At 34.0% G+C, this 24,522-nt stretch carries 29 protein-coding genes; 23 read left to right on the top strand and 6 right to left on the bottom strand.

Annotation, left to right across the window (positions count from 1 at the left end):
- Window positions 1-91 precede the first annotated feature (91 nt).
- The 4 genes from E8M05_RS08485 to scrK all read left to right on the top strand — a co-directional run bounded on the left by E8M05_RS08485 (window position 92) and on the right by scrK (window position 4,268).
- Window positions 92-700 carry a YesL family protein gene (locus E8M05_RS08485; RefSeq protein WP_003065929.1) on the top strand — a complete coding sequence of 203 codons (609 nt, stop codon included), beginning with the start codon at window positions 92-94 and terminating at the stop codon, window positions 698-700.
- A 12-nt stretch (window positions 701-712) separates the two neighbouring features.
- Window positions 713-2,140: a glycoside hydrolase family 1 protein gene (locus tag E8M05_RS08480; RefSeq protein ID WP_003065927.1), complete on the top strand. Its 1,428-nt coding sequence runs from the start codon at window positions 713-715 to the stop codon at window positions 2,138-2,140.
- A gap of 39 nt (window positions 2,141-2,179) precedes the next feature.
- A complete protein-coding gene (locus tag E8M05_RS08475) occupies window positions 2,180-3,052 on the top strand; it encodes an ROK family protein (protein ID WP_003065925.1) in 873 nt (290 codons plus the stop codon).
- Between the two features lie 334 nt (window positions 3,053-3,386).
- Entirely contained in the window at window positions 3,387-4,268 is an 882-nt protein-coding gene (gene scrK, locus E8M05_RS08470; protein ID WP_058692431.1) for a fructokinase ScrK, read from the top strand.
- A gap of 120 nt (window positions 4,269-4,388) precedes the next feature.
- On the opposite strand, the gene E8M05_RS08465 is transcribed toward scrK, so the two are convergent.
- The 3 genes from E8M05_RS08465 to E8M05_RS11225 all read right to left on the bottom strand — a co-directional run bounded on the left by E8M05_RS08465 (window position 4,389) and on the right by E8M05_RS11225 (window position 6,119).
- Window positions 4,389-5,036, bottom strand: coding sequence for a metal-dependent transcriptional regulator (locus E8M05_RS08465; RefSeq protein ID WP_003065923.1), 648 nt, complete (start codon window positions 5,034-5,036; stop codon window positions 4,389-4,391).
- A gap of 152 nt (window positions 5,037-5,188) precedes the next feature.
- Window positions 5,189-6,025: a peptidylprolyl isomerase gene (locus E8M05_RS08460; RefSeq protein ID WP_003065921.1), complete on the bottom strand. Its 837-nt coding sequence runs from the start codon at window positions 6,023-6,025 to the stop codon at window positions 5,189-5,191.
- A complete protein-coding gene (locus E8M05_RS11225) occupies window positions 5,979-6,119 on the bottom strand; it encodes a hypothetical protein (protein ID WP_013643322.1) in 141 nt (46 codons plus the stop codon). Before E8M05_RS11225 ends, E8M05_RS08460 begins: the two co-directional genes overlap by 47 nt.
- A gap of 546 nt (window positions 6,120-6,665) precedes the next feature.
- On the opposite strand from E8M05_RS11225, the gene E8M05_RS08455 reads away from it, so the two are divergent.
- Entirely contained in the window at window positions 6,666-7,046 is a 381-nt protein-coding gene (locus E8M05_RS08455) for a hypothetical protein (protein WP_012962352.1), read from the top strand.
- Between the two features lie 717 nt (window positions 7,047-7,763).
- Here the strand turns inward: E8M05_RS08455 and E8M05_RS08450 are convergent.
- Window positions 7,764-8,972, bottom strand: a complete 1,209-nt coding sequence (locus E8M05_RS08450; protein WP_136596463.1) for an L-lactate MFS transporter — start codon at window positions 8,970-8,972, stop codon at window positions 7,764-7,766.
- A gap of 363 nt (window positions 8,973-9,335) precedes the next feature.
- On the opposite strand from E8M05_RS08450, the gene E8M05_RS08445 reads away from it, so the two are divergent.
- The 4 genes from E8M05_RS08445 to E8M05_RS08430 all read left to right on the top strand — a co-directional run bounded on the left by E8M05_RS08445 (window position 9,336) and on the right by E8M05_RS08430 (window position 12,487).
- Complete coding sequence (locus tag E8M05_RS08445) at window positions 9,336-9,557, top strand: DUF4649 family protein (protein ID WP_012962350.1); 222 nt, start codon at window positions 9,336-9,338, stop codon at window positions 9,555-9,557.
- Between the two features lie 48 nt (window positions 9,558-9,605).
- Window positions 9,606-10,925: an FAD-containing oxidoreductase gene (locus E8M05_RS08440; protein ID WP_014620232.1), complete on the top strand. Its 1,320-nt coding sequence runs from the start codon at window positions 9,606-9,608 to the stop codon at window positions 10,923-10,925.
- 681 nt (window positions 10,926-11,606) lie between these two features.
- Window positions 11,607-11,906 (top strand): type II toxin-antitoxin system RelB/DinJ family antitoxin, encoded by a 300-nt coding sequence (locus E8M05_RS08435; protein ID WP_013643582.1) that lies wholly within the window; start codon window positions 11,607-11,609, stop codon window positions 11,904-11,906.
- Window positions 11,907-12,103: 197 nt separating this feature from the next.
- On the top strand, window positions 12,104-12,487 hold the full coding sequence (locus E8M05_RS08430; RefSeq protein WP_041973266.1) for a hypothetical protein: 384 nt from the start codon (window positions 12,104-12,106) through the stop codon (window positions 12,485-12,487).
- 8 nt (window positions 12,488-12,495) lie between these two features.
- Here the strand turns inward: E8M05_RS08430 and E8M05_RS08425 are convergent, their stop codons facing one another.
- On the bottom strand, window positions 12,496-12,903 hold the full coding sequence (locus E8M05_RS08425; RefSeq protein ID WP_041973263.1) for an ImmA/IrrE family metallo-endopeptidase: 408 nt from the start codon (window positions 12,901-12,903) through the stop codon (window positions 12,496-12,498).
- Entirely contained in the window at window positions 12,878-13,231 is a 354-nt protein-coding gene (locus tag E8M05_RS08420) for a helix-turn-helix domain-containing protein (RefSeq protein ID WP_014620229.1), read from the bottom strand. The genes E8M05_RS08425 and E8M05_RS08420 overlap by 26 nt, the downstream gene beginning before the upstream one ends.
- 995 nt (window positions 13,232-14,226) lie before the next feature.
- Here E8M05_RS08420 and E8M05_RS08415 point away from each other — a divergent pair.
- From E8M05_RS08415 to E8M05_RS08355, 14 genes are all read left to right on the top strand, one after another.
- Window positions 14,227-14,814: a hypothetical protein gene (locus tag E8M05_RS08415; RefSeq protein ID WP_041973261.1), complete on the top strand. Its 588-nt coding sequence runs from the start codon at window positions 14,227-14,229 to the stop codon at window positions 14,812-14,814.
- Window positions 14,815-14,932: 118 nt separating this feature from the next.
- Window positions 14,933-15,067 (top strand): hypothetical protein, encoded by a 135-nt coding sequence (locus E8M05_RS11740; RefSeq protein ID WP_014620228.1) that lies wholly within the window; start codon window positions 14,933-14,935, stop codon window positions 15,065-15,067.
- Between the two features lie 49 nt (window positions 15,068-15,116).
- Window positions 15,117-15,467 (top strand): nucleotidyltransferase family protein, encoded by a 351-nt coding sequence (locus E8M05_RS08410; protein WP_012962342.1) that lies wholly within the window; start codon window positions 15,117-15,119, stop codon window positions 15,465-15,467.
- Window positions 15,427-15,813, top strand: coding sequence for a HepT-like ribonuclease domain-containing protein (locus tag E8M05_RS08405; RefSeq protein ID WP_014620227.1), 387 nt, complete (start codon window positions 15,427-15,429; stop codon window positions 15,811-15,813). Before E8M05_RS08410 ends, E8M05_RS08405 begins: the two co-directional genes overlap by 41 nt.
- Window positions 15,814-16,001: 188 nt before the next feature.
- A complete protein-coding gene (locus E8M05_RS08400) occupies window positions 16,002-16,262 on the top strand; it encodes a hypothetical protein (protein WP_012962340.1) in 261 nt (86 codons plus the stop codon).
- Window positions 16,263-16,314: 52 nt separating this feature from the next.
- On the top strand, window positions 16,315-16,569 hold the full coding sequence (locus tag E8M05_RS08395; RefSeq protein WP_014620226.1) for a hypothetical protein: 255 nt from the start codon (window positions 16,315-16,317) through the stop codon (window positions 16,567-16,569).
- A 38-nt stretch (window positions 16,570-16,607) separates the two neighbouring features.
- Complete coding sequence (locus E8M05_RS08390; RefSeq protein ID WP_231557395.1) at window positions 16,608-17,003, top strand: thioredoxin family protein; 396 nt, start codon at window positions 16,608-16,610, stop codon at window positions 17,001-17,003.
- Between the two features lie 16 nt (window positions 17,004-17,019).
- The gene (locus E8M05_RS08385) at window positions 17,020-17,337 is read left to right on the top strand and encodes a hypothetical protein (RefSeq protein WP_014620225.1); all 318 of its coding nucleotides are present in this window, start codon (window positions 17,020-17,022) and stop codon (window positions 17,335-17,337) included.
- A 128-nt stretch (window positions 17,338-17,465) separates the two neighbouring features.
- Complete coding sequence (locus E8M05_RS08380) at window positions 17,466-19,745, top strand: putative cross-wall-targeting lipoprotein signal domain-containing protein (RefSeq protein WP_136596462.1); 2,280 nt, start codon at window positions 17,466-17,468, stop codon at window positions 19,743-19,745.
- A gap of 68 nt (window positions 19,746-19,813) precedes the next feature.
- The gene (locus E8M05_RS08375; protein WP_041973254.1) at window positions 19,814-20,125 is read left to right on the top strand and encodes a hypothetical protein; all 312 of its coding nucleotides are present in this window, start codon (window positions 19,814-19,816) and stop codon (window positions 20,123-20,125) included.
- Entirely contained in the window at window positions 20,125-20,592 is a 468-nt protein-coding gene (locus E8M05_RS08370; RefSeq protein ID WP_014619895.1) for a hypothetical protein, read from the top strand. The genes E8M05_RS08375 and E8M05_RS08370 overlap by 1 nt, the downstream gene beginning before the upstream one ends.
- A gap of 10 nt (window positions 20,593-20,602) precedes the next feature.
- The gene (locus E8M05_RS08365; RefSeq protein ID WP_012962330.1) at window positions 20,603-22,312 is read left to right on the top strand and encodes an FtsK/SpoIIIE domain-containing protein; all 1,710 of its coding nucleotides are present in this window, start codon (window positions 20,603-20,605) and stop codon (window positions 22,310-22,312) included.
- A 273-nt stretch (window positions 22,313-22,585) separates the two neighbouring features.
- Window positions 22,586-23,836, top strand: a complete 1,251-nt coding sequence (locus E8M05_RS08360) for a replication initiation factor domain-containing protein (protein WP_041973249.1) — start codon at window positions 22,586-22,588, stop codon at window positions 23,834-23,836.
- Window positions 23,837-23,858: 22 nt separating this feature from the next.
- Window positions 23,859-24,257 carry a hypothetical protein gene (locus E8M05_RS08355; protein WP_041973246.1) on the top strand — a complete coding sequence of 133 codons (399 nt, stop codon included), beginning with the start codon at window positions 23,859-23,861 and terminating at the stop codon, window positions 24,255-24,257.
- Window positions 24,258-24,522: the final 265 nt, after the last annotated feature.

Here is a 24,522-nt window from a genome sequence, read left to right as displayed (position 1 = left end):
CCTTAAAACGATATTAACGTTGTTTAAAAACAGTTAAGTCCTCAGAGAAGTGGTACAATAAGGAAAAACACAAATAGAAAGATAGTGAAAAATGATTGGAAAAGCATTAGAAACTTTTTTTATTCGAATATGGGTTATCGTAAAATTGACCCTATTCTTTTGGATTTTAACGGCTACTGGTTTAATTGTTGCGGGAATCGGACCTGCTTTAAAAGTTATTACCATTCTTTATTTATCATATGACTTCGATTATAAATCTATTACGTTAAGGGAAGCGTTTCAACTTTTTCGAAAAGAGTTTGCACGCGCGAACCTAATTTTTTGGATTTATACAGCTATACTTATTTTACTTAGCTACAATTTATATTTATCAGTGCAGATTTCAGGTCTATTATTCTTAGTAGTTGATTTTATTTTGTTCTTCGCTTTAATTTTTGTCATAATAGCTTTTGAGTATGCTTTATTGATCGATAGTCAATTTGAGATAAGTATAAAGAATTTAATAGGATTAAGTTTTATTTCAAATTTTGTTAATTTTATGACCTATTTAAAACTATTAGTAGGCTTAGTTTTGATTTTAGCTCTCACATATCAATTTAAGGGATTAATTCTTTTTGGGATGATAGGTCTTTTACAGGTCTATTGTGTAGCTGTTACCAAGGATTGGCGAAATCATGTTGAGGAACAATTAGCAGAATAAAAGGAGCTTTGTATGTTAGTAACATTTCCAAAGGATTTTTTATGGGGGGGAGCAACGAGTGGCCCGCAAACCGAGGGACGATTTAAGAAAAAGCACGATAGCGTCTTTGACTATGATTTTGATCACTATCAAGAGCGTTTTTGGGGAGCGCTAGGTCCAGACACTGCCAGCAATTTTTTTCATGATTTTAAAGAAGACATACGTTTGATGAAAGAAGCTGGTTTAAAATCACTAAGGACCAGTATTCAGTGGACTCGTTTAATAGATGATTTTGAGAAAAACACTGTCAATGAACAAGGACTTGCCTTTTATAATGCTGTTATTGATGAGTGCTTGGCACAAGGCATTCGCCCCATGTTGAATTTAAATCATTTTGATTTACCAATGGAGTTGATGGAACGGTATGGTGGTTGGGAGAGTCGTCATGTAGTGGATTTGTACGCAAAATTTGCTTCTGTTTGCTTCCAAGCATTTAGCGATCGTGTGGTTGATTGGTTTACCTTCAATGAACCGATGGTAGTGGTTGAATGTGGCTATCTTCTAGGTTTTCACTACCCAGATCTAGTTGATGGCAAAAAAGCAATTCAAGTCGCTTATCACCTTCAATTAGCTTCCTCGTGTGCTATTGCGAATTACCGAAAATATAATCAAAACCCCAAAGGACGGATTGGTATTATATTAAATGTTACGCCTGCCTATCCAGCGACAGACAATATAGAAGATATCAAAGCAACAGAGATGGCAGATCTTTGGCAAAATCGTTTCTTTCTAGATGCTTCAGTTAAAGGCCAATTTCCAAAAGATTTTGTGGAATTATTGGTTAAAGAAGGTATTATCTGGAACTCTAATGTAGAGGATCTGGCTTGTATTCAGAATAATACCATTGATATTTTAGGGATAAATTATTATCATCCAAATCGTGTTAGAGAACCAGAGTATTCAAGTGACAGTTTAGCGCAAGATTGGCGTCCAGATAAATATTATGCTTCTTATCAAAAACGAGGAGTACGTATGAATGCAGATAGAGGATGGGAAATTCATCCTCAGACGCTATATGCTATTGCAAAACGTTTACAAAATGATTACGGAAATCTTCCTTGGTTTGTATCAGAAAATGGAATTGGAGTTGAAAATGAAGAACGCTTCAAGGATGCAGATAATATGATCTGCGATGATTACCGTATTATTTTCATGACTGAGCATCTTTTTTGGTTATATAAAGCTATAGAGGAAGGTGCTAATTGTTTAGGATATCATGTCTGGACTCCGATAGATTGTTGGAGTTGGCGAAATTCATATAAAAATCGTTATGGATTAATTGCTCTAAATACGCATACTCAAATTAAGACGTTAAAAAAATCTGCTTACTGGTATAAACAGCTAACAGATACGTCTACTCTAGATATTTCTGAAGAAATTTTAGAAAAGTATCGAACTTGATAGTAATTTTTTAACTAATTATCTGTATAAGGAGATATTATGTCATTACTAGCTATTGATATCGGTGGAACAACCATAAAATACACCCTTTATGATAAAGGAAAATTAGGAGATATTACCAGTGTTAAAACACCGATAGATTTAGAATCTTTTTATCATTGCCTAAGTAATATAGTGGAACAGGCAAAGAAGGAACACATTATTCAAGGTGTAGCGATTAGTTCCCCGGGTGCTGTTAATAAAAACACTGGTGTTATTGAAGGAGCAAGCGCTCTACCTTATATACATGGATTTAATATTCAGTCGGAACTTGAAACACTGTTTGCTCTTCCTGTATCCATTGAAAATGATGCCAATTGCGCAGCTTTAGCAGAAGTAGCTTTTGGAGCGGCTAAAGGCTGTACGACAGCTTTGTTGTTAGTTCTTGGAACTGGTGTGGGAGGTGCTGTTGTTATCGATGGTAAGGTTCACCATGGCGAGCATCTTTTTGGTGGGGAATTCGGTTATATGTTGGTGGATGATACTCAAACTTTCTCAACTGTTGGAACGACTGTTAGCATGGCTAGACGTTATTATAAACGTACAGGGGAAAAGTTAGATGCAGTTGAGATTTTTGAAAGGGCTTTTCTTGGTGAAACCATTGCTTGTGAGGAAAAAGCTTTTTTTGTACATCAGGTAGCCAGAGGAATTTTTAATTTATCTTATGCTTTTGATCCAGACATTATTTTAATAGGTGGAGGTGTTTCTCAGGCAGATTGGTTAATTCCCGACTTGACAAAAGAATTGAATAATCTGAAGCAAATCGTTGGTATTGCGCCTTTTGTCCCAAATATTGCCAGATGTCGATTTCAAAATGCTGCTAACTTAATGGGGGCTACTGTTGATTTTTTACAAAAAAACAAATTATCTTAACATAGTAGCAGCATATTTTTTGAAAGACTTGCTATACTTAGGTTGACCACTCTTGTTCTTATTACATTTCCGGCGAAATAAACAGTGATAGAGTGGAACTATGGATGTTATTGCAATTAAGGTAAATTATTTTTAGTGTGAGGCATCTTCTTTCATAAGATTTAAGAATTGTCCATCTATTGATTGTTTGTTACTGTTACAAATGATTTACTTCTTTTCTAGTGATTTGGAGTGATGGAGCTTCTCAAAATGTTATTATGAAAATAAAAAGCGTAACACTTCTTTTTCGTTTAGTGTTGTGCCTTGAGTGAAACGAAAGGAATGATTTATAAAAATGACTAAATTATACGGTAGTGTAGAAGCGGGCGGAACCAAATTTGTTTGTGCCGTTGGAGATGAAAATTTCCAAGTTGTTGAAAAAGTACAATTTCCAACAACAACCCCTTATGAAACCATTGACAAAACAGTAGCATTCTTTAAACGTTTTGAAGCTGATTTGGCAGGAATTGCTATTGGCTCTTTTGGTCCAATCGATATTGATGAAAATTCAGAAACTTACGGCTATATCACAACCACTCCAAAACCACACTGGGCTAATGTTGACTTGGTTGGATTGATTTCAAAACACTTTAAGGTGCCAATGTATTTCACAACAGATGTTAACAGCTCTGCTTATGGTGAAACAATTGTTCGTAAAGGTGTTAAGAGCCTTGTCTATTACACAATCGGTACAGGTATCGGTGCCGGTGCAATTCAAAATGGTGAATTCATCGGTGGTATCGGTCATACAGAAGCTGGTCACGTTTATGTGGCTCCACATCCACAAGACGTTGCGAACAACTATACTGGTTTCTGTCCCTTCCACAAAGGTTGTCTAGAAGGTATGGCAGCAGGACCATCACTAGAAGGCCGTACAGGCATTCGTGGTGAATTGATTGAGTTGAATTCAGAAGTTTGGGACGTTCAAGCTTACTATATCGCACAAGCTGCAGTTCAAGCTACTCTTCTTTACCGTCCACAAGTTATTGTCTTTGGTGGTGGTGTTATGGCTCAAGAACACATGTTGAAACGCGTTCGTGATAAATTCACTGCTTTGTTAAATGGTTACGTACCAGTTCCAGATGTAACAGAATATATTGTGACACCAGGTGTTTCTGAAAATGGTTCTGCTACTCTTGGTAACTTTGCTTTGGCTAAAAAAGTATCTGAACGCTAATTATTAATGTCTAATAAACCATTGAGATTGAGGGAATCTAAGGAGATTCTATCCAATAAGCGAGCTCCAAATGAAAGGACTCCAAAACCCAGGTTTTGGAGTCCTTTTGTTATTGACTGATTATACTCGTTCAACATAAATTTGTTCAGCAATTCTTTCTGGGATAACCAATTGTCGTGAGTGGTAGGCGAGTGTGTGCGTTTTGGCATAATCATCGACTTTTATCAACTTGACGACATCATTAATGGCTAATTCATGTTCTTCAAGGTAGTTTAGTAAATGAGCTTCATCGTGTGTTCGACTGATTTTGTAAGTTCCCAATGTTTCAATTTGACTGAGCGTTTGGTGATGAATTTCTACTAAAAAGTCACCCTTTTTTGGAATTGTTCCACCGTGTGGACAAAATGCGGGAAAATTAAGATTTTCTTCCAAACGATCGATAAAAATGGTAGAAACCGTATGTTCTAAAACTTCAGCTTCTTGGTGAATTTCATCAGCATTGTAATGAAGATGGTTGGCTAGAAAAACTTCTATCAAACGGTGTTTTCGGTAAAGTTCTGAAACCAAAAGCAAGCCTTTTTTGGTCAGGTAGTAGCCAAGCTCTTTATCTTTGACAATGAGGTCCTCGGCAATCATTTTTTTGATCATTTCAGAAACAGCTGGCGCAGATACTTTCATTAATTCAGCAATGCGTTTGTTCGTGATTTTAGTTCTGGTTTCTCCAAGTTCATGAATACATTTTAAGTAATCTTCTTTATTTGGCGTCATATCGTCTCGCTTTCTGTTCTTATATTATAGCAAAAAATCTGTTTTTCTTGGGAGATTTGGCGTTTTAGTGGAATGATTTTAATAAAAAGGTAAGCAAAAAATCAAGGCAGGTTATCCTAGCTTGATTTTTTAATTATTTGAGGATCAATTCATTAATCAAAATCGTAGTCTTTCACAACCTCAATACTTGTGATGGTAACATCAGTCGTTGGTTTATCATTGTCATCAGTGTCAACCGCAGCGATTTTATCAACTACATCCATGCCATCAATAACTTGTCCAAAGACAGTATAGTTTTTATCTAAGCTTGGGTTACCGCCGTTAGCATAAGCATCAATAATCGATTGAGGATAATTATCTGATGAGAGTTGACTTGATTGGTCATCTGAATTTTGGTTGATGAAAAATTGGCTACCGTTGGTATCAGCACCAGCATTTGCCATGGCAAGAGCGCCACGAATATTATAGAGGTAGGGTGAGATTTCATTGACAAATCCATTCCCTGAGTCGATACTCTTGTCTTTACCATTCCAGATAGATTGACCACCTGTGCCATCTCCGTTAGGATCGCCTGATTGAATCATGAAATCTGAAATCACACGGTGAAATAGCAGACCATCATAATAGCCGTCCTTGGCGTGTGTGAGGAAATTATCGACCGCCAAAGGTGCGTATTTTGGAAAGAGTTTTAAGGTAATATCTCCCATAGAAGTGTGCATAATAACTTCTGCTTCGTCATTTGCGACATCTGTTGATAATTGAGGAAAGGCAGATTGGTCAGCACTTAAAGCTTTCTTTAATTCTTTTTGGTAAGCTTTTGATGAGGATGCGCTGGCGCTTGCTGAAGCAGAAGCAGCAGCTTCTGAAGAACTCGCTGCTATTTTTGCATTGACATAATCATCACCACGAATAGCGCGTGTAATGCTTTCACAACCAGATAAACTAGCTAGGCATAATACCATTAATCCAAAAGACCAAAATTTTTTCATGTTGCCTCCTAAACAGCTCAAAATCATCAACAGCTTGTGGATATTCTGGTGATAACACGTGTGCATAATCATCATTTGAAATCAACTTATCCACAAGTTTATAGTAATAGAAGTGATATTAGTTATTCCATTTTATCATATTTTTATCGAAATAACCTAAAAGCTTAAAAAATGCTATAATAAGGTTATGTTAACGTAGAAATATAAATTCTTGATTTAAAAGTGTTTTGAGCTATTTTTTATAATTGTAGTAGAGAAACTAACCAAAAATTAACCAAGCAACATATTTTTAATCAATTAGGTATAGAATAAAGTGCATTAGTTTTTTACTAGTGCATTTTACTGTATATTAAATAGATTTTTTTAGTGACAGATTTTGAATTGGTAATTGGTATTTGCAGATTAGTTTCATGTTGCATTAAAGTTAAATTATTCTTAAAAAATATTGACGTTTAAAAATAGAAGTGGCACAATAAGCATAGGAAGAAGTATTTATATTGAAAGCAGAAATATTATTTGACTATTACTTAATTTAAAGTCGTTGCATAGAAAGGGAGAATAACGGAAACAATATTTTTTAACTACTTTAATTAAACTTAAATCATTTACCTTGACGAAACTTATGAAAGTGTGATTTGTTATGAAAAAGATATTATTTATAATAGTTTTTTCTTTTAATGTATTGTTTTTATTATTCGGAACTAATTCGGCTTTTGCTTTGGAGAGTGATGTTTCTTATACTTTAACGCAGGAGCAAATAAATACAGAGTTTGAAGGGTTAAGTGATAATCAGACTGTAGTGGCATTGCCTGACGGTGGGATTATTTTTAGTGTTAATCAAGGATATGTCTTTTCTAATGAAGAGGTTACACAAAATCAGGGTTATGTAGCTATAGTGGGTCAGCTAAAAGATGAGTATCAAACTAAAGAATTTGTCACTTCTGTTAGTGTGATTCCAGAAGTTCCGTTGACTAGGGCGGCTGCACCATCTGCTACGGCTAAAGTTTTGCGAAGTGGATAAGTCTATCGTTCGGCGACTTTTAGTGGTACTGGATGGCGGTTTTCCGGTCTAGGATTTAAACCGGCAGATGGCACAGGTGCTTATTTAGCATGGCAGACATTTAATGATGATGGACGCGTTGGGGATTATAATGAGGCAACTAGAACATTAGGAGGAACTCCTACGGGTACCCTTTTATATAGAGGCACGAGAATATATGTGTTGAGTCGTTATGTCTATCCGTTGTACTATTACACTTATAATCCAGTAGTTGGAACGTACTATATAGTTGATAATATTTGAGGAAAAAGATGTTAAAAAAAGTATTGCCTATATTAGGATTTATTATACTAGTTGTCAGTGTATCTGATGTTTAGCAAACTAAAAATTGGATATTGTCAAAAATAGGTTACTTTTTAGAGCTTTACGCATATCGTAACAACAAAATAAGAGTAATTCAGTACCTCTGCAGTAAGCATGCTTCTTTGGTACTGAATTGCTCTTATTAAGACGCTTGTAAGGACATTGTAACACAATTTAATGGATTTGTTTGTGAAAATTATAAATTTTTATTTAGGTGCTATGAATCCGTATAAGGTTATATCAGAATAGTCCATATGATAGTAAAGAATAATCTATTTGAATGGAAAGCTATTGACAATAACTAAAAATACAATTTTTAAGAGTCATATTGCGTGTTTTGTAAATATTTTGAGCTATAGTGTAGTGGCTGCATGTTTAGTGTTTTTGAGTTTTATGGTGGTTCGTGAGCTTAATAATTAGCATCAAAGCTATAAGATAGAGTAAGATGAAGCAAATCAAAGTAGCGGTGTATGTATGGGTTATTGCATATGACGTTGCTAATAACATTGGTCCGAAAAGAGCAGCCATTGCCCAAGCTGTTAAAATATAACCGTGTAAAATGGCTAATTCCTTTGCGCCATAAATATCGCTGAGATAGGGTGGAATTAGAGAGAACCCTGCCCCATAACAGGACATTAAAATAGCCATTGCAATAACAAATAATATTGGAGAATGGGAAAGCATGATCATTATTGTCATAAGAATATTAACAATGAATAAAATTAAAAAGGTTAAAGGACGACCTATAAAGTCTGAAAGACTTGCCCATAACAGTCTTCCAAAACCATTAAAAACTCCCATAATTCCTACAATAATTGCTGCCTCACTAGCAGATATTCCAGCTAAATCTTGAGCCATTGGAGCAACAACTGAAATAAGTCCCAGTCCACAAGAAATATTGATGAAAAAAATCATCCATAACATATAGAAATCCCATGTTTTTAAAGCTTTTTTAGCAGAGACGCCTTGGGTGATATCCGTTGGTAAATTATCTTTAGATAAAATGTAAAAATCTTTGCTTGTAGGGAGTTTGATAAACTGTGAAACAAGAATCATTACAACGAAATATATTACTCCTAGTATATAAAATGTATTAATAATTCCAGAATGTATTATTAACGACTGTGCCATAGGACTAGTTAAAAGAGCTGCGAAACCAAATCCCATAATAGCTAATCCAGTAGCTAAACCACGTTTATCTGGGAACCATTTAATAATAGTGGATACAGGTGTAATATACCCAGCACCTAATCCGATTCCACCAATAATTCCATACCCTAGATAGAGCAGAACAATACTATTCTTTGCAATAGCCAAACCAGTTAATATGTTGCCTAAGGCATAAAGAAAGGCAGATATACTTCCAGTTAATCTAGGACCAAATTTTTCTACGAGTTGTCCCATAAAAGCAGCGGACATTCCTAAACAAAAAATAGCAAGCGAGAAGGCAAAAGCAATGGCTGATTGATCCCATCCTGTTTCTGCGATAATTGGATTTCTGTAGACGCTCCAAGCATAGGTTGAGCCTAGCATTAAATGTAAGATAACACCACATGTTGCGATGAAGTAACGGTTAGTTTTCATTTTTTCTCCTTTTACGAATATTATTTTATATATAGTCATATTCGTTAGGATTTTATAGTAACTTTTTTATAAAAATAAGTAAAATAATAAGATTTTAAATAAGTGAGTTTATATTCTTAGTAATTAACCTAAAGGTATTTTATTAAAGAAAGTCATCGTGTGGATAGTTGGAAGTAAGGTTTAGAAAAGGTGAAGCTATCATATTTTCTATAAAGTTGGAAGTTTATCTCAAACAGAATAGTTGTGCTAGTATGAACTTTGTAGTAGCATAGCAGTGTACAAAGATTTCCATAGTACTGTGGTTAATGTTAGCGCCAACATGTGAGTAACACAGTATTATGAGTTGGAAAGGAAATATAAGTGATGATTGAAATTACATTTTTAAACGCAGGAAACCAAGAACGAGTGGTGACGTTTGACTCATACGAGGAATTCGAACGTTCACAGCAAGCTTGCTCAATCGATATTGCCGACTATTACAAAGTCACTAAGGTCGTTTATAACGGTCATGTACTGGATTATTCAGGAAATTATGGCAACTTATTTTACTACTTTTTAAAACAAGATTTAACACAATATCGCTAATATCATGTTTGTTATTTAATGATGCGGTGCTTTTATGGGGGAACAAAAATGAAAACATATGATTTATTAGTTATTGGCTTTGGTAAAGCTGGAAAGACACTTGCTGCTAAGATGAGTTCTCTTGGCAAGAAAGTTGCTCTTGTTGAAGAAAGTTCTTCAATGTATGGAGGAACTTGTATCAATATTGGCTGTATTCCAACAAAAACATTAATCCATGCAGCTGAAAATCATTTAACATTTGAGCAGGCAATGGCTGAAAAAGAGGTGGTTACGCATCGATTAAATCAGAAAAATAAAGCCAATGTGGTCAATGCTGGTGTAGATCTTTATGATGCTAAAGCAAGTTTTGTCTCTAATAAGGTTATTAAAATAGTTGCTGGCGAGGATAGTGAACAGTTAACAGCTGATACTATAGTGATTAATACAGGCGCCATTTCAAATCGTTTGCCTATCCCAGGATTAAAGGAATCTAAAAATGTCTTTGACAGCACTGGTATTCAAAAATTAGAAACTTTGCCACAAAGGTTAGGAATCATTGGAGGGGGTAATATCGGGCTTGAATTTGCCAGCCTTTATGCTAATCTTGGCAGTAAGGTCACCGTTTTTGAGACTGCTAACCGTATTTTGCCACGTGAGGAGGATATCGTTGCGCAGCTAGCAAAAGAATACATGGAAGAAGACGGTGTTTCCTTTGTTTTAAATGCTCAGATAAATGCTTTAGAAAATGATGAAGAGGATAATGTTATTTTAAGCAATCATGGTCAGAAAATGAGTTTTGATGCTGTCCTTTATGCGACTGGTCGTAAACCGAATATTACTGACTTGGGACTTGAAAATACAGATATTGTGGTAACAGACCGTGGTGCCATTGAGGTTGATGATTATTGTGAAACTAGTGTTCCAAATGTTTATGCTGTTGGGGATGTCAATGGCGGGCTCCAATTTACTTATGTGTCATTGGACGATTATCGCATAGTTTTTAATAAATTAACTGGACAGAGTGATTATAACGCTAGTCAGAGAAAGAATATCCCTACTACATTATTTATTAACCCTGCTTTGGCACGTGTAGGTTTAACAGAAAAAGAAGCTGCAGAGGCAAATCTTCCCTATAAAGCAAATGAATTAATGGTTTCAGCTATGCCTAGAGCTCATGTTAATGGCAATCTTCGAGGTATTTATAAGGTTATTGTTAATGAAAAAACACAAGATATTTTAGGAGCAACTCTTTTTGGTGAAGGGGCTCAGGAAAATATAAACCTGATTAAGTTAGCTATGGATAACCATATCCCATACACTTATCTTAAGAATCAAATATTTACGCATCCTACTATGGCAGAGAACTTTAATGATGTTTTTAATTTTTAAAATAAAAGGGTGATTAGAAAGATTTGAGTAGTTCCTTGTCAAGTAGTTAGTGAAATAGTAAAAATAGTTAAGCAACCTGATTCCTTAATTCTAAAGGAGTCAGGTTATTTAGTTTAGTTCTCTTTAAATATGGTTATATAGACTAATTTGAATTATTGCTTATATAGTTTGACATATATTGACGTTATTGATATATGAGGATATAGTAACGTGAAATTATAAATGCTTAATTTAAGGGCATTTTAAACTTTTTTATAATTGTAGTAAGGGAGCTAACTAAAAATTAACCAAGCAACATATTTTAATCAACTAGGTATAGAATAAAATGCATTAGTTTTTTGCTAATGCATTTTACTTCAGTGAGAAAGTCAAGATATTAGTGACTGTTGATGATGTTTAGAAACATTGATTTTATCACGTTTTAATCAAAGTAAAGAATATATAAATTATTGTCATTTATCATTTTATAGTGGTTTAATCAGTCAAAAATCAGTCAAGTTTTGGCTAATTAAACTTTTTATGAGATGGATATTTAATAAGTAAAACAATATATTTTTTAATCAATTAGGTATAGAATAAAGTGCATTAGTGTTACTAATGCATTTTACTGTGTATTTTAGTTGAAAAAACTATAAAATAGTGGTACAATGTAAGTACAAATAGAGTACGGAGGTTTTAGTTATGTCAATGGTAACAGTACGTGTAGATGATGAACTAAAGAAAGAAGCTTCAAAGATATATAAAGATTTAGGGCTTGATATGGCAACAGCCGTTAGAATGTTTTTGATTCAAAGTGTGAGAACACGCAGTTTGCCTTTTGATGTAACTTTAGAAAAGCCATCTATTTCTGATGAGGAATTTCTCAAAATGATAGAAGAAAAAATACCATCTAAAAAGGTAGATTTTAATAATCCTGCTGATGTAAAAGAGTTTTTCAGTGACGAAGACTTTTCAGAATATGAGGAGGTGTTTAATGACTGATTTAAATATCTATTCTGTAGTGGTTGCTAGAATAGAGTATATGAGATGAAAGCCATCATGGATTGATATTGTAAGATTTTATGAAATTGATAGTGATAAAGTCAAAATAAAAATTATTGGTCACTTATCAGGACGTGATGTTGATAGATTAAAAGTTTTCTATCAGATAGGGATATATATTAAGGGAGGTGCTTTTTATGAAAAAGAAGTTATTAGCGGTATTGTTAGCGGTTATGTCAGTATTCTTACTTGTTGCGTGTTCATCAAAAGATGATTTAAGTGGGAAGTATTATGGTGTTAATTATAATGGTGAAAAAGAATTAGCTTTGGAGATAGATGGTGATTCTGGGAAATTATATTTTGAGGGTGAACATTCTATAACTAGTGTTGATAGAGAGCATGGTACTTTTACTTTTGTAGATGGAAAAGAATATATTGTATCATATACGTTAGATGATGATGGAGAAATTGATATTGATTATGGTAGTTATGTTTTTTCAGGTTCATCTAAGGCTACTTATTATAAGGAAAATAGCGAAGCTTTGAAAGAAGCTATTGAGGACGCAAAAGATGACGACTAGAAAAAATTCTAGTCGTCTTTTTTTGTTTTATCAGGATTTTTTAGATGATTGTTTATATAATTTTCAAATTCTGGTTTAATGTCATAATGATTTGAAAAATTATAGATATTCCAGTATTCTTCTGGTGTTTCTTCTATATAAGTAGTTATATCTGCTTTTATTCTTCCGTGTTCTGCTTCCGCTTCGAGTTTTGTAAGATAGTTAGGAGAAGAATAAGAGGTTTTGGAGTGTTTCCTTTTGATATGTTCTAGTTCATGTAAGATAATCTGTTCTTGTTTTTGTTGTGGTAGATTTGGATTTACAACCATAAGATTTAACTGTACATAAGCTTTACCACCGCTATCAATGTTTCGGTAAATAATTCTAGTACCTAATTCGTCAAGAAGTTTGTCAATCGTAGTCCTTAAGCTTGCCATCAAAATAATCCTTAATTACCTGTGTTAGAATTTCTCTGTCATGTTCTGTCATAGGTTTTCCGTCATAACTGATAACGTCATTGTTGAGAATTTGTTCAATGTCAGTTTCAGTTAATTCAGAACTATTTTTGATGTCTGTTTTTCCTAATAAATAGTCGGTTGATACATTAAAGAAATTAGCAAATCTTTCTAAAGTTTCTGCTTTAGGTTTTGTTCGACCATTTTCCCATTGAGCATAAGTTGGCTGTTTGATGTTAAGTGCTTCAGCCATTTGTTTTTGAGTAAGTTTTGCCTCTTTACGTAAGGCTTTTAAGCGTTCTGGGAACATATTTTCCTTTCTTTAAAAAAATTTATTTTTTTGTCAAAAAAAGCTTGACAATATAGTTAATCAACTATATAATATAAATATAGTTAGTTAACTATAGTGATTATAACCATTAATTTTTGATTTTCAGTAGTCATATTGAAGTAATTAAGCATATTAATTATTTCAATATACCTATTGACAATCTATTGTTCAAAAGAGATAAAGAGTGCTTTAAAAAAGCAAAATTAGAATTATCCCATGAACGAAAAAGATGTTAGGTATAGTAAAATTAATTTAATAAAAAACACGTCAGATTCTCACTGACATCAGTTAAAATCTAACGTATAATATAGTTTGGTTACTTGTATTATATGCATTTTGGCTGATTTTGTCAAGACTTTTGCGAATTGGTATAGCGTTAAGTTTACTACATCAAATTTGTTAAAAGTAGATTGATAAATCTGACAATGGTGTTAAGGTTTGGGCGGAGCGAAAGCTCAAAGTAGGAAAGATTCAAAAATGGGTTGGAACTGCTTTTGGTTTCCTTGAATTGTACAAAAACCACGAACTGTTTTACGTCAAAAGCGTAAAGAGACCCGCGAGGGTGGACGGTATGTTCTTTCTTTTAAAAAAGAACGGGCTATGGGATAAGGTGTTTTAATAGTGCCTTTTTAGCACTAGCAAGGGGAGTATTTTGAGTAATACGGAACTTGGTGACTTATCCCAAAGGAAAATGCAATGTAGTGTTGTTATTTACTTTAGTAAATGGCATTTGGCGACGATATGAGCCCACGAATGCTTTAACCATTGTATTTTCTTTGATTTTAAGCAGGTGTTTTCGCTGTACTTAAAATCAGTATTGAAGTTAAAGTTGTTTTTAGTGTACTTTAAAATATTTAAAGTATTGAAATATTAAAGTGGCTTAGCAATAAGTCACTTTTTGTTTTGAAAAAGGGTATTAGCGTTTATAATACCCTTTTCCAAGATAAAAGAAAATATGATAGAATGGAGGAAAAATGATAAGAGATTATTCGATTATGGATTTAGCAACGTTTTTAACGGCTCTAATTGCTCTTTTTGGAGTTTTGAATAGTATTATAAGGAATTCTAGAGATACAAGTGCTATTTTGAGAGAATTTACAGCACAATCAAAAGAACATGATGGTTTATCAAAAGAGCATACTGGCTTAACTAATGCTATTAGTGGAGTATCACGGAAAGTTTCTGACGAGTGTGAACAGCTTTCAAAAGAACATTATTCTATTAAAAATGATACGAGATATATTCGTAATGAAATGTTACGTGAAGAAAAGGCTAGAGAAAATCTGTATAATAACACTTCTCGTGCAAAAGAGATTTTGGAGACAATGGATATGATGAAAGAAGTCGTTATCCAAAATTCGAAATTAAATGCAGAGGTTGCTGAATTAAAGGTTAAAAATCAAAAACTTTTAGTTCAAAAAGATGATAAGTATTCTAAATTGTTAGATGCTATTGGTAGGTTTAAAACTCAATTAGCTGAATTTGAAATGTATGGTGAATCGGAGGATATACGTTTTATTTTAAGAAAGATTGAGAATGAATTATCAGAATATGTTGATTGAATGTACAGGTTAATCTTGTACATTTTTTGTTTTAAAAAGCCTACTAAATAAATTAGTAGGTTTCTTAAAGCATATTAGTTTGTGTTTTGAATTTTATAATAGGTGAGGTGATTTTTATTTGAAAGAAGATATTATTTTTTGCCAATTTAAGGTAGATGAAAATGATATTCAGAAAACTAGTATTAATCTTAATATTTTAGCATTAGGAGAAGTCGGTGAGGGAAAAGGTTTTAAAAACATAGGAAAACAGTAAAGTCTAATATTATATGTTATAATAAGACTAGAAAGAGAGGTATGTAGTTATGGTTTATACGATAGAACAGATACAAGAAAAGATTAATCCATTGGCAGAGAAGTATAACCTATCTGCTGTCTATCTTTTTGGTTCGTATGCAAGAGGTGAAGCTGATGAGAATAGTGATATTGATTTAGTTATTGTTTCAAGAGGTTCAGAGGCTTTAGGTTTTGCATTTTATAAACTTTATGATGAATTAGAGGCTGTTTTTGATGATGTAGAAGTTGATTTAATGACTATGGAAGGACTTTCAACAAATTCTACATATATTGGTAAAGAAGTTTATAAGAATTTTGAAAAGGATAAGGTATTACTATATGAGAAGAGAGCAGTTGGAACTGGATTATTCTTATCTTAGGCAGATGTTAAGCTTTGCAGAAGAAATTGAAAATACTTTAGATAAAGTAAAACATTATGGTATTGATTTATATGATGAAATGGTTGTTGCTTCGCTAGCAATGCATATCGGGCAAATTGGTGAGCAATTAGATTCTCGTAAGTTATCTAGTGATCTTCAAGAAAGATATGCTGATTTATTGCCTTGGTCTGAAATTAAGAGATTCAGGGATAAAGCATATCATCACTATGGTGGAACAGATTCATATGAGATTGTTCAAATTGCTTTAAAAGACATTCCAGTTTTGATTGAAAATTTACAAATTATTATTAGGAATGTTGAACGAGAGTTGGATAAAGATTATTAGTTATATGTAAGTCATGAAGAAAGTTCATGGCTTTTTTCTTTTGCAAAAAATTAAGAAGAGGTGATGTTGAGTGATATTTTTACTTGTTTTAATTTTATTTGGTTTTGCAACGTTTGCAACATGGGCGATTGTTCATGGTGGTGATACGAGACATTAGTTAAGATAACTATTGAAAATGGAGGATTATTATGAGTGCTAACAGGGATGATTATTATAAAAAAGAATATGAAAGAATTGTCAATCGGTTTATTTGGAACATATCAATTTATGGTTCAATGTCTGATTGTTATGACGCTTGTTATCAAGAAGCTGTTGATGAAATTGAAAAACTCTATGAAAAAGCATACGGTAGTGAAGATATAACATCAGGTTTACGCAATTGGGCTGTAAATACTATCAAACGCTATTACTTAATGAATAAAAAGAAAGTTAGTGAGTGGGTGAGTTAAAATTTATATTAATATAATCGATAAATGGCGTTATGATAGTGAGTTTCAACCAATGATAAAATTTTATGGGATTGAGATTGTTAATGATAAAACAGGTGAAATATATCGTCCAGTTTATCCGTTTGCAGAATATGAAAATCGAGCAGTATTAGTTGAATTTGTTGAATTGTATGAGAAAGAGTTGCTAGATTTTTATATAAATGGTTGGAATTATTCTTTTGGAACGTTTGTTCATGAAGATAGAGAAAATGATACGAAAGATAAGTTTCGTGATTCTTGGTTTAAAAAAGGGGTGGTGTTTTATTGAATGGTTTTAAGAAAATAGTAAATCGAAAGAAATTTATTTTGGTTTCGTTAATTGCTTTAGGTTTATTAGTTCCGTTAAAGATTGGTTATGATTATTATTCAAGTGATTATCATAGCGATTTAACGGCTAAAGTATATAATGATACAGTTAATGAAGATGTCAACATTGTTTTTTATAAAAAGGGTTGTCCTTACTGTGAAGCTGGAATGAGTAAGATTAAGAGTGAAGCTAAACAAAGTGATGTGACAACGTTTTATGTTGATGTTAATTCAACGGACGGACAAGCGTTAACAAGTCGTTTTGATGTGGTTAAAGCACCGACTATCGTTACGATTCGTAATGGAGCAATTACTTTAGATTATTACGCTTATGATGATAAAAATGGTGATATTGCTGTTAATGATAAGTATATTGAGGAGGTGTTTGCGGATTAGTTAAAGGAGAAAGTAAATGTCAAATAATGTAGTTGAACAATGGTTAGTTAAGCATAAGTTGCTATATCAATTAAGAAATAAAGCACAGTCTAATTCGATTCGTGTTTATTTCTTGAAAAAGTCAGGTGAGGTTGTTTTTGTAAAAACTTATAAACGATATGATGAAGCTTATATTGTAAAAGTTTCTTCTTTAGATTATGCAACATTACGCCGTTATATTGCTAACGGTAGTTTTATTATTTTTAAAGGTAAGTCAACAACGTCACTTGTTGATTTTTTATTAAAGTCAAAAGGTCGAAAGTGGCTACATATTGAACGTCAGATTTTAGATTAAATTGAAAGCGAGATGATGTAGTGAAGTTTGCAAGAGCACCAGCTAGTTATTTAGTGTTGTTGAGTTAAAGATAGTTTTTGCTATCTTTTTTTGTTTTATAAAAAAAGTTAAATAGGAGTTTTAAATTAATGAAAAATAATAATGTTGTAGGTCATGGATTTTTCCGTAAATCAAAAGCATACGGTCTAGTATGTGGTATTGCATTAGGATTAGCTTTTCTAGGTGGTAAAGTTAACGCAGATGAGGCTGTTGTGCCTGACGGAACAGATGTTCCAGTAGTTGCTGAAGCTAGTCAAACGATTGTTGAGCCAGCAAGTGATGAGCTAAATACAGCGATTAGCGACGCAGAAAATACAGGTGTCACAGTTTCGCAAACCACGTCAGAAACAGTTGTTAATCAGGAAGAAGCGCAAGCCGATTATGCCACACAAGCAGAAAGCTTGGAAGCAGTCACAGCGCAACAAGAACAGATTAATACTGAAAATGCGCAAATCACAGCTGATAATCAAGCCCTAAACGAAGCTTACGAAAGTGCTAAAGCACAGGCAGAAAGCACGAATCAAGCTGTTTCAGAAGCTCAATCAACTTATGGGGCAACAGTAACTGAAACAACAGTTGATTATGGTGATGGCACGTTAACTACTGATTATCAAGCAGGTCAAGCTCAAGCGGAAAGTATTGCTGAAGCTAATGAGCAAGCTGTTAGTGATTACTTAACTGAAAAAGCAGCCGTTGATGCTTATAATGCGCAAGTGAAAGCTCGTGAAGATGCTTTAAAGAGTAATAACATTGCTTCAGATGAAGCCAATTATCTTTATGTCACAGGTGAGTTTGATACTAATGCGACAGGTCTTGCTTACTATCAAAACATTAAAGTAGTGACACTTGACCCTAACGCTAAAACAGCTCAAAGTCTTGGCTGGCAAGATAACACAACGATTTCTAATGCGAATGGCGTAACAGTTACAAGTCATGATACTGCAAATGACCCAGCGATTTATGGCACGACGTCAGATTTTTTTTATAAAGTTACAGAAGCGACTGTTGGCGATACCTTTACATTAAATAATATTGGTAAAGCAACTGATGGTACTAATATTAATGCGATTGTGACGATTACCAAAGCTAGTGCTTTAACTGATAAAGAAGATTCATGGTTTGTTATCGGGAAAACTGCTGACAATGGTATCGCTGTCGATTATTGGAACTACGATAACTTGGGATTATCTTTCCAATTTGTAGATGATAGTGGTAATGCTGTTAAATTGGTGGTTGCTTCTGTGGTTGGGGACGTCGATAATGACCAAACGTCTAAAATCGAATTTGATGGTAATACGCTTAACTATGTTAACCCAGATGGTTCAGGTCTGATTGCCAATGCGGATAAATCTCTAACAGGTCTTGGTTTTGCCGTAGATGGCTACCAACAAGCACCACAGGGGACATATCTTATGGTTGGGTCTTCAACAACGGTTAACTACACTCATACGTCAGATGATAATGTTGTTGATGGCAATGGTAATATTGTCAACTACATTGAATTTGACCTCTTTGGCACAACGTCAATGGTTACAACTGAAGAATTTAAGTATCTGCCAGACCCAACACTAACCTTGACAAGTGTTACCTTACCAACTTCACCAGTGGAAACACCACTCAAAGATAATCTAACAGCGACTTATCATCTTAATGAGTATGATGTGGCTTTAACGACGGTTAAAGATGTTTTAAATGACCAAGGTATTTCAATTGATGGTGGCGAGCTTCAAATCGGTGAAACAGGTCATTACACGCTTGAGGGGGCTAAAGTCTTAGCGAATGGTAAAGATACGCTTGTGAAATATGACTTTGAAGATTATCTTGACATTGAACATGATGAATATCAAGGCTATAGCATTTATGCTTTTGTACCAATCACCTTAAAAGACGGGACAGTCATCCAATCTGGCGAAGATCTCAAAGCTTATGCGCAGGCTGTTTACGACGATGTCACAGGTCACTTCTATGTATCTCTTAATTCTGATTTCTTAGCACAAGTGGCTAAAGACTCAGACTTCCAAGCTAAGGTTGATATTGAGTTCGTTCGTATCGCAGCAGGTGATGTTTATAATGATTTCACGAACCATCTTGCTTTTGAAGATGAAGATGGTAATGTGACAGAAGTTCCTGTACCATCAAACGAAGTGGTTACCCATACGGTAGAACCACCAGTTGAAGAAGTGCCAGAAGAACCACAAGCACCAACTGATGTGCAAACGCCAGAAGTGGCAGAAGATGTGCCAGTTGTTAGTCAATCAGTTTTACCTGAAACAGGAGATAATGTTGTTTTAAGCTTAGTTACAGTTCTATCTGGTATCTTGATGACAATGGTTGGATTCTTAGGTATTCGCAAACGTAAAGAAGATTAATGATGTGACCTTGGCATGTCTTAAAACTGCCTTTTTATTGTGTAAAAAATAAAGTGAGGAAAATTTAAATGGAAATTATTGATAACTTGAAATTGAAAAAAGATTTTGTTGGTAAGTTCTTTTACGAACAATTAGGTCAAGCGCTACGTCGTGTGAATGGGGAAGCTGGAAATTATCAACGTCATATTGTAAATAATGAAAAACATGGTGTCTTTCATATTATTACACCTGCTCTTTCTCAAACGTTTCAATTTGATGATGAGCTTGAAATTGATGGTGATTGTTTCTTCTTAGAAGATACAGCTTGGAATGGTCAAGATGTAGCACCAGCTATGAATGTATTGGCAAAAGGTTTTAAACGTGTAGGAGGTAATAAATAATGGCAAAAGTTGGTTTGAATTTTGGTGAGAAGTTACAGGTTGCAGATAAAGAATATCGTATTTTAAATGATGGACTTGTTTCAGCTAAAGAAATTTTGGGTGATTTGAAGTTAATTGCAGTTGTTGAAGAGGATTTGGTTTATACAGACGATACATCTCAACCACGCCGTCAAGATGGAACATATCCACAAATTCCTACGGGTGAAACACGTGGTTTGGTGCTTTCTGTATCATCCTCTGTTTTGAAAAAGTCAGTTAATGTGACAGTATCAGATATGACCGAGGTTCGTTTTGCGGAACTTGGTATTAAGTATCGTGATGTTATTGAATTTGATGATTTGACTTTTGCCTATGTGTCAATTGGTAAACGTTCTGACCGTATTAAACTTTTAGCTTCTAATGTTAAAAAAGTAGGTCAAACACCTAATCAATCTCAACCAAAATCACAGGAGCAAGATAAAAAATAGGGGGTAATCTATGCGATTATTGCCTGAATATAGAGGGCGACGAATTCGTCCGTACATGCGAAAGCTAAATGTGACTTTAGCTTTCGTTTTTTCTTTTGTGTTGTTGTTACCATCAATTGCTTTTGGTTATGTTAATATTGACGCTTTAAAAGCAGTAGATGTTAAAACAATTGTGATTTTAGCTGTTTTAAGTGTTTTGGCAATTGTTTTAGGTATTTGGTTTTCATGGTTTTTTAGAGAACAAACGCCTTTTGGTAAGAAAGTTGACCGTTTAGGTATTTTATCAAAATATTTTTTTGAACATGGTTTTTATTATGAGAAAAAGCGGTCAGGTCAAAATGTAAAGTCTAAAATTAGATATCCAAAAATTTATGTGAAACAGCGTAAATATGATTTGGATATTTCGTTTGAGATGGCTGGGAACAAATTTCAAGATAAGTTTTCAAAAATGGGTGGTGAGCTTGAAAAAACGTTGTTTATGGATTTTATGGAAACAGTAGATGACGTTAAATATAAGACGTATACTATGGCTTATCAAGCTTTTCTTAATCGTATTAATGTTACAGATGTAACGTACGAAAAAGGAAAAGGCTTGTTGCTGATGAAAAATTTTTATTGGGATTTTGATTCAGACCCACATTTGCTTGTTGCAGGTGGTACTGGTGGTGGTAAAACGGTTCTTTTGCAAACATTAGTTTTAGCTTTAGCTAAAATTGGTGTGGTTGATATTTGTGACCCTAAGCAGGCTGATTTTGTAGCGATAGCTGATATGCCAGCTTTTAAAGGTCGTGTTGCTTTTGATGTTGAAGATATTATACAACGTTTTGAGAAAGCAGAAGTAATCATGATGGCACGTTATAAATTCATGAATGATGAACGTGTTCGATTGAAACATAAGAGTTTAAAAAAATATTATGAATATGGCTTAGAGCCGTATTTTATTAGTTGTGATGAGCTTAACGCTTTAATGGCAATGTTAGATTATAAACAACGTGAACGATTAGATAAATCACTTGGAAACATTTTGTTTTTAGGTCGTCAAGCGGGTGTTTTTGATATTTCTGCTATGCAAAAACCAAGTCGTGAAGATTTGGGTTCTAAATTGCAAGCAAATATTAATATGCGTTTGAATGTTGGGCGTCTTGATGACGGAGGCTATGACATTATGTATGGTGAAGTTAATCGTAACAAAGATTTTAAATATCTTAAATATATTTCTGGTCGTCGTGTCTATGGTCGTGGATATGGTGCTGTTATGGGTGATGTGGCTCGTGAGTTTTTCTCACCGAATATGCCTAAAGGATTTGAGTTTTATGATGAGTTTATTAAATTAGAGCGTCATGAAAATCGTTTTGACCCTGATGAAAATCCAGAAATTTCTGTTGATATTGTTAACGATAAAGAACTTTTGGCGGTTGCCACAGAAGCGACTAATCAGGCTAATCAGATATCGGCTAACAAAGTTCAAACAGAAGAGACTAAATATAGCTTAAAAGAAGTTGCTGATAGTATTGGTGCTTCTCGTCCACAAGTTTTTAAGGTTGTGAAAATGATTGAAGATGACGGTTATACAACTTTTGAGCATGATGATACTGATAAACAGGTATTAACTAGTTCGGAAGTGGCTTTAGTGAAAGAGCTCTTTGACTTTAAAGCAACAAATGATTTAACGTGGTCTAATGCTGTGGAGCAGTATTTTACCAAAGAAAGTGAAGATTAGGGTAGGTTTACCCTTTTCTTTTTCCAAGAAGCGATAGCTTGATAGCCGATAGCATGGGCGAATGCCCATGCGGTTATCGGCGGTTATCAAGCGGTTATCGCTTCTTGGAAAAAGAAATTAACCCCCGTATTTCTAATAGGGGGGTAGAGATTTGCGAAAATGGCAACTGGCAACGCCCAAAACTTATATGTATCAAGGGTTTGCGAGATTTGATAAGTGGTTCTAAAATCACTGTTTTTTGGTTCTAAAATTTTTAGGGGGTGGTTAAAGTAGATGGAAGCTTACTACTTGCAACGATTTCGGAAGAAAACAGGGCTTAATCAGTCTGATTTTGCTAAAACGGTTGGTATCTCTCAATCGTTAATTTCTAGATATGAATTAGGAAAAAAGACATTAAGTGTTGAGACGTTTCATAAAATCAAAAGTGCTTTTGGTTATTTTGATTGTGATAAGGATAGGTTGCGTTACATGATTGACTACTTACGAATCACTTTTAAAAGTGTTCGTGATTTGGAAAAATTTACAAGGGAATATTTGTTAATTCCATTTCGTGAGTTTGGCTCGTATGAAACAAAATTGATGATGTACACTCACCTTTGGAAACGTGGTGATGTTTGGATATTTGATTATCATGATAAATTTGAGACTAATAATTATCAAATAACCATTCAATTATCAGGTAGTGGCTGTCGCCAAATGGAAGTTATGCTTGAGCACTATGGCTTAACATGGCGAGATTTACTAGCTAATATGCGGTCAGCATTTGGTGATAGTATGAAAGTAACACGATTGGATATAGCTATTGATGAATTGTATCTCGGTGTTGGTCGTGAAAATGAACAGTTCCAATTGGAAGATTTGATTAGTAAGTATTATAAAAAGGAATTGTACTTTGATAAACTCCGAAAGTGGAACTACATTGGTGGTGGTTCACTTGGTTCATCTAACAATGATAACGAGGAAGAAAGACAAGGTATATCGATTTACTTTGGTTCTCGTCAGTCAGAGATGTATTTCAACTTTTATGAAAAGCGCTATGAATTAGCAAAACAAGAACGCATTACAGTTAATGAAGCTTTGGAAGTCTTTAATATTTGGAATCGTTATGAAATTCGTTTAGCTCAAAAGAAAGCTGATAGCATTGTCAACGAATATATTAATGGTGTTGACTTAGCAATTTTAGGGCGTGGCTTAATTAATAGTCGTATTACTGTTTATGATGGCACGAATGATTATGGCGCTTATCTGGTTGATAGTAAATGGCAACGATTATTTGGTGGTTCAGAGGGTGTTGTTATTTCAATTGACCCTGAGCCCTATGATATTAGACGAACAATTGCATGGCTTCGCTATCAAGTATCTAATAGTTTAGCTTTGGTAAGGGAGTTTGATAAAATCGTCGGCGAGGATAATTTGGATTATGTTTTAAATTCAGGTGAGTTAACAGATGAAGCTAAAAGGACGTTGGTTGCTGTTGAAGCGTTTGTTCGTTTAAATCAAGGTGAGTATGATGACTGTGTTTGAATACTTTATAAGGAGATAGGTGATGACAGTAAATTCTTTTAATACAGAATTACTTGATTTTTTGGTTGTTCGAATACCTGATAAAAAATTAATTGAGTATGTGGTGATGATGTTACCTGATAGGTACTTTTATTATCCTGAAATCGAAACAGACCGTTTTTCAAGCTATCGTGAGGAAGTTAATGAATTGATAAATAATGCTAGAAAAACAATTAATGATTATTCAGGAATGAATGCTACGTATCTTCAAAAAGAATATCATAGTGAGCTTGAACAGTTAGTGACTAGAAAGAGAAAGCTTTTAGTGTTTGGTATTTTATTACAGGAAGAAGATAAACGACGTGAAATTTTATATGAGCTAATTCAGGATAATCATTTAACAAAACATTTAAATCGTATGAAAGAAGTGTTTAGAGAATGAAAAATACTAATAACGAACAAGAAAAGATGACATTCAAAGGTTGGCTGTTTGAAGTTTTGGTTTAGTAAAAAAGAAAAGGAGTATAATGAGTATTTTATTGAAAGATTATTTTTGGATAGCTCTTGCAAATTTTTTACGATTAAGACGTCAAGCCTTTCAAAAGCAACTGATTTTTAGTCGAAAAACTTATCAATTTGGAAGAGCTAAACGGATACGCTTGCCACCAACTTACTTTTTGTAGGTTGTTTTTTGTTGCTGTAAAATG

The organism is Streptococcus pasteurianus, assembly GCF_004843545.1.
Classification (GTDB): domain Bacteria; phylum Bacillota; class Bacilli; order Lactobacillales; family Streptococcaceae; genus Streptococcus; species Streptococcus pasteurianus.
Note: the sequence above shows the minus strand (reverse complement) of the source record. Positions and strands in the feature narration are given on the sequence as shown.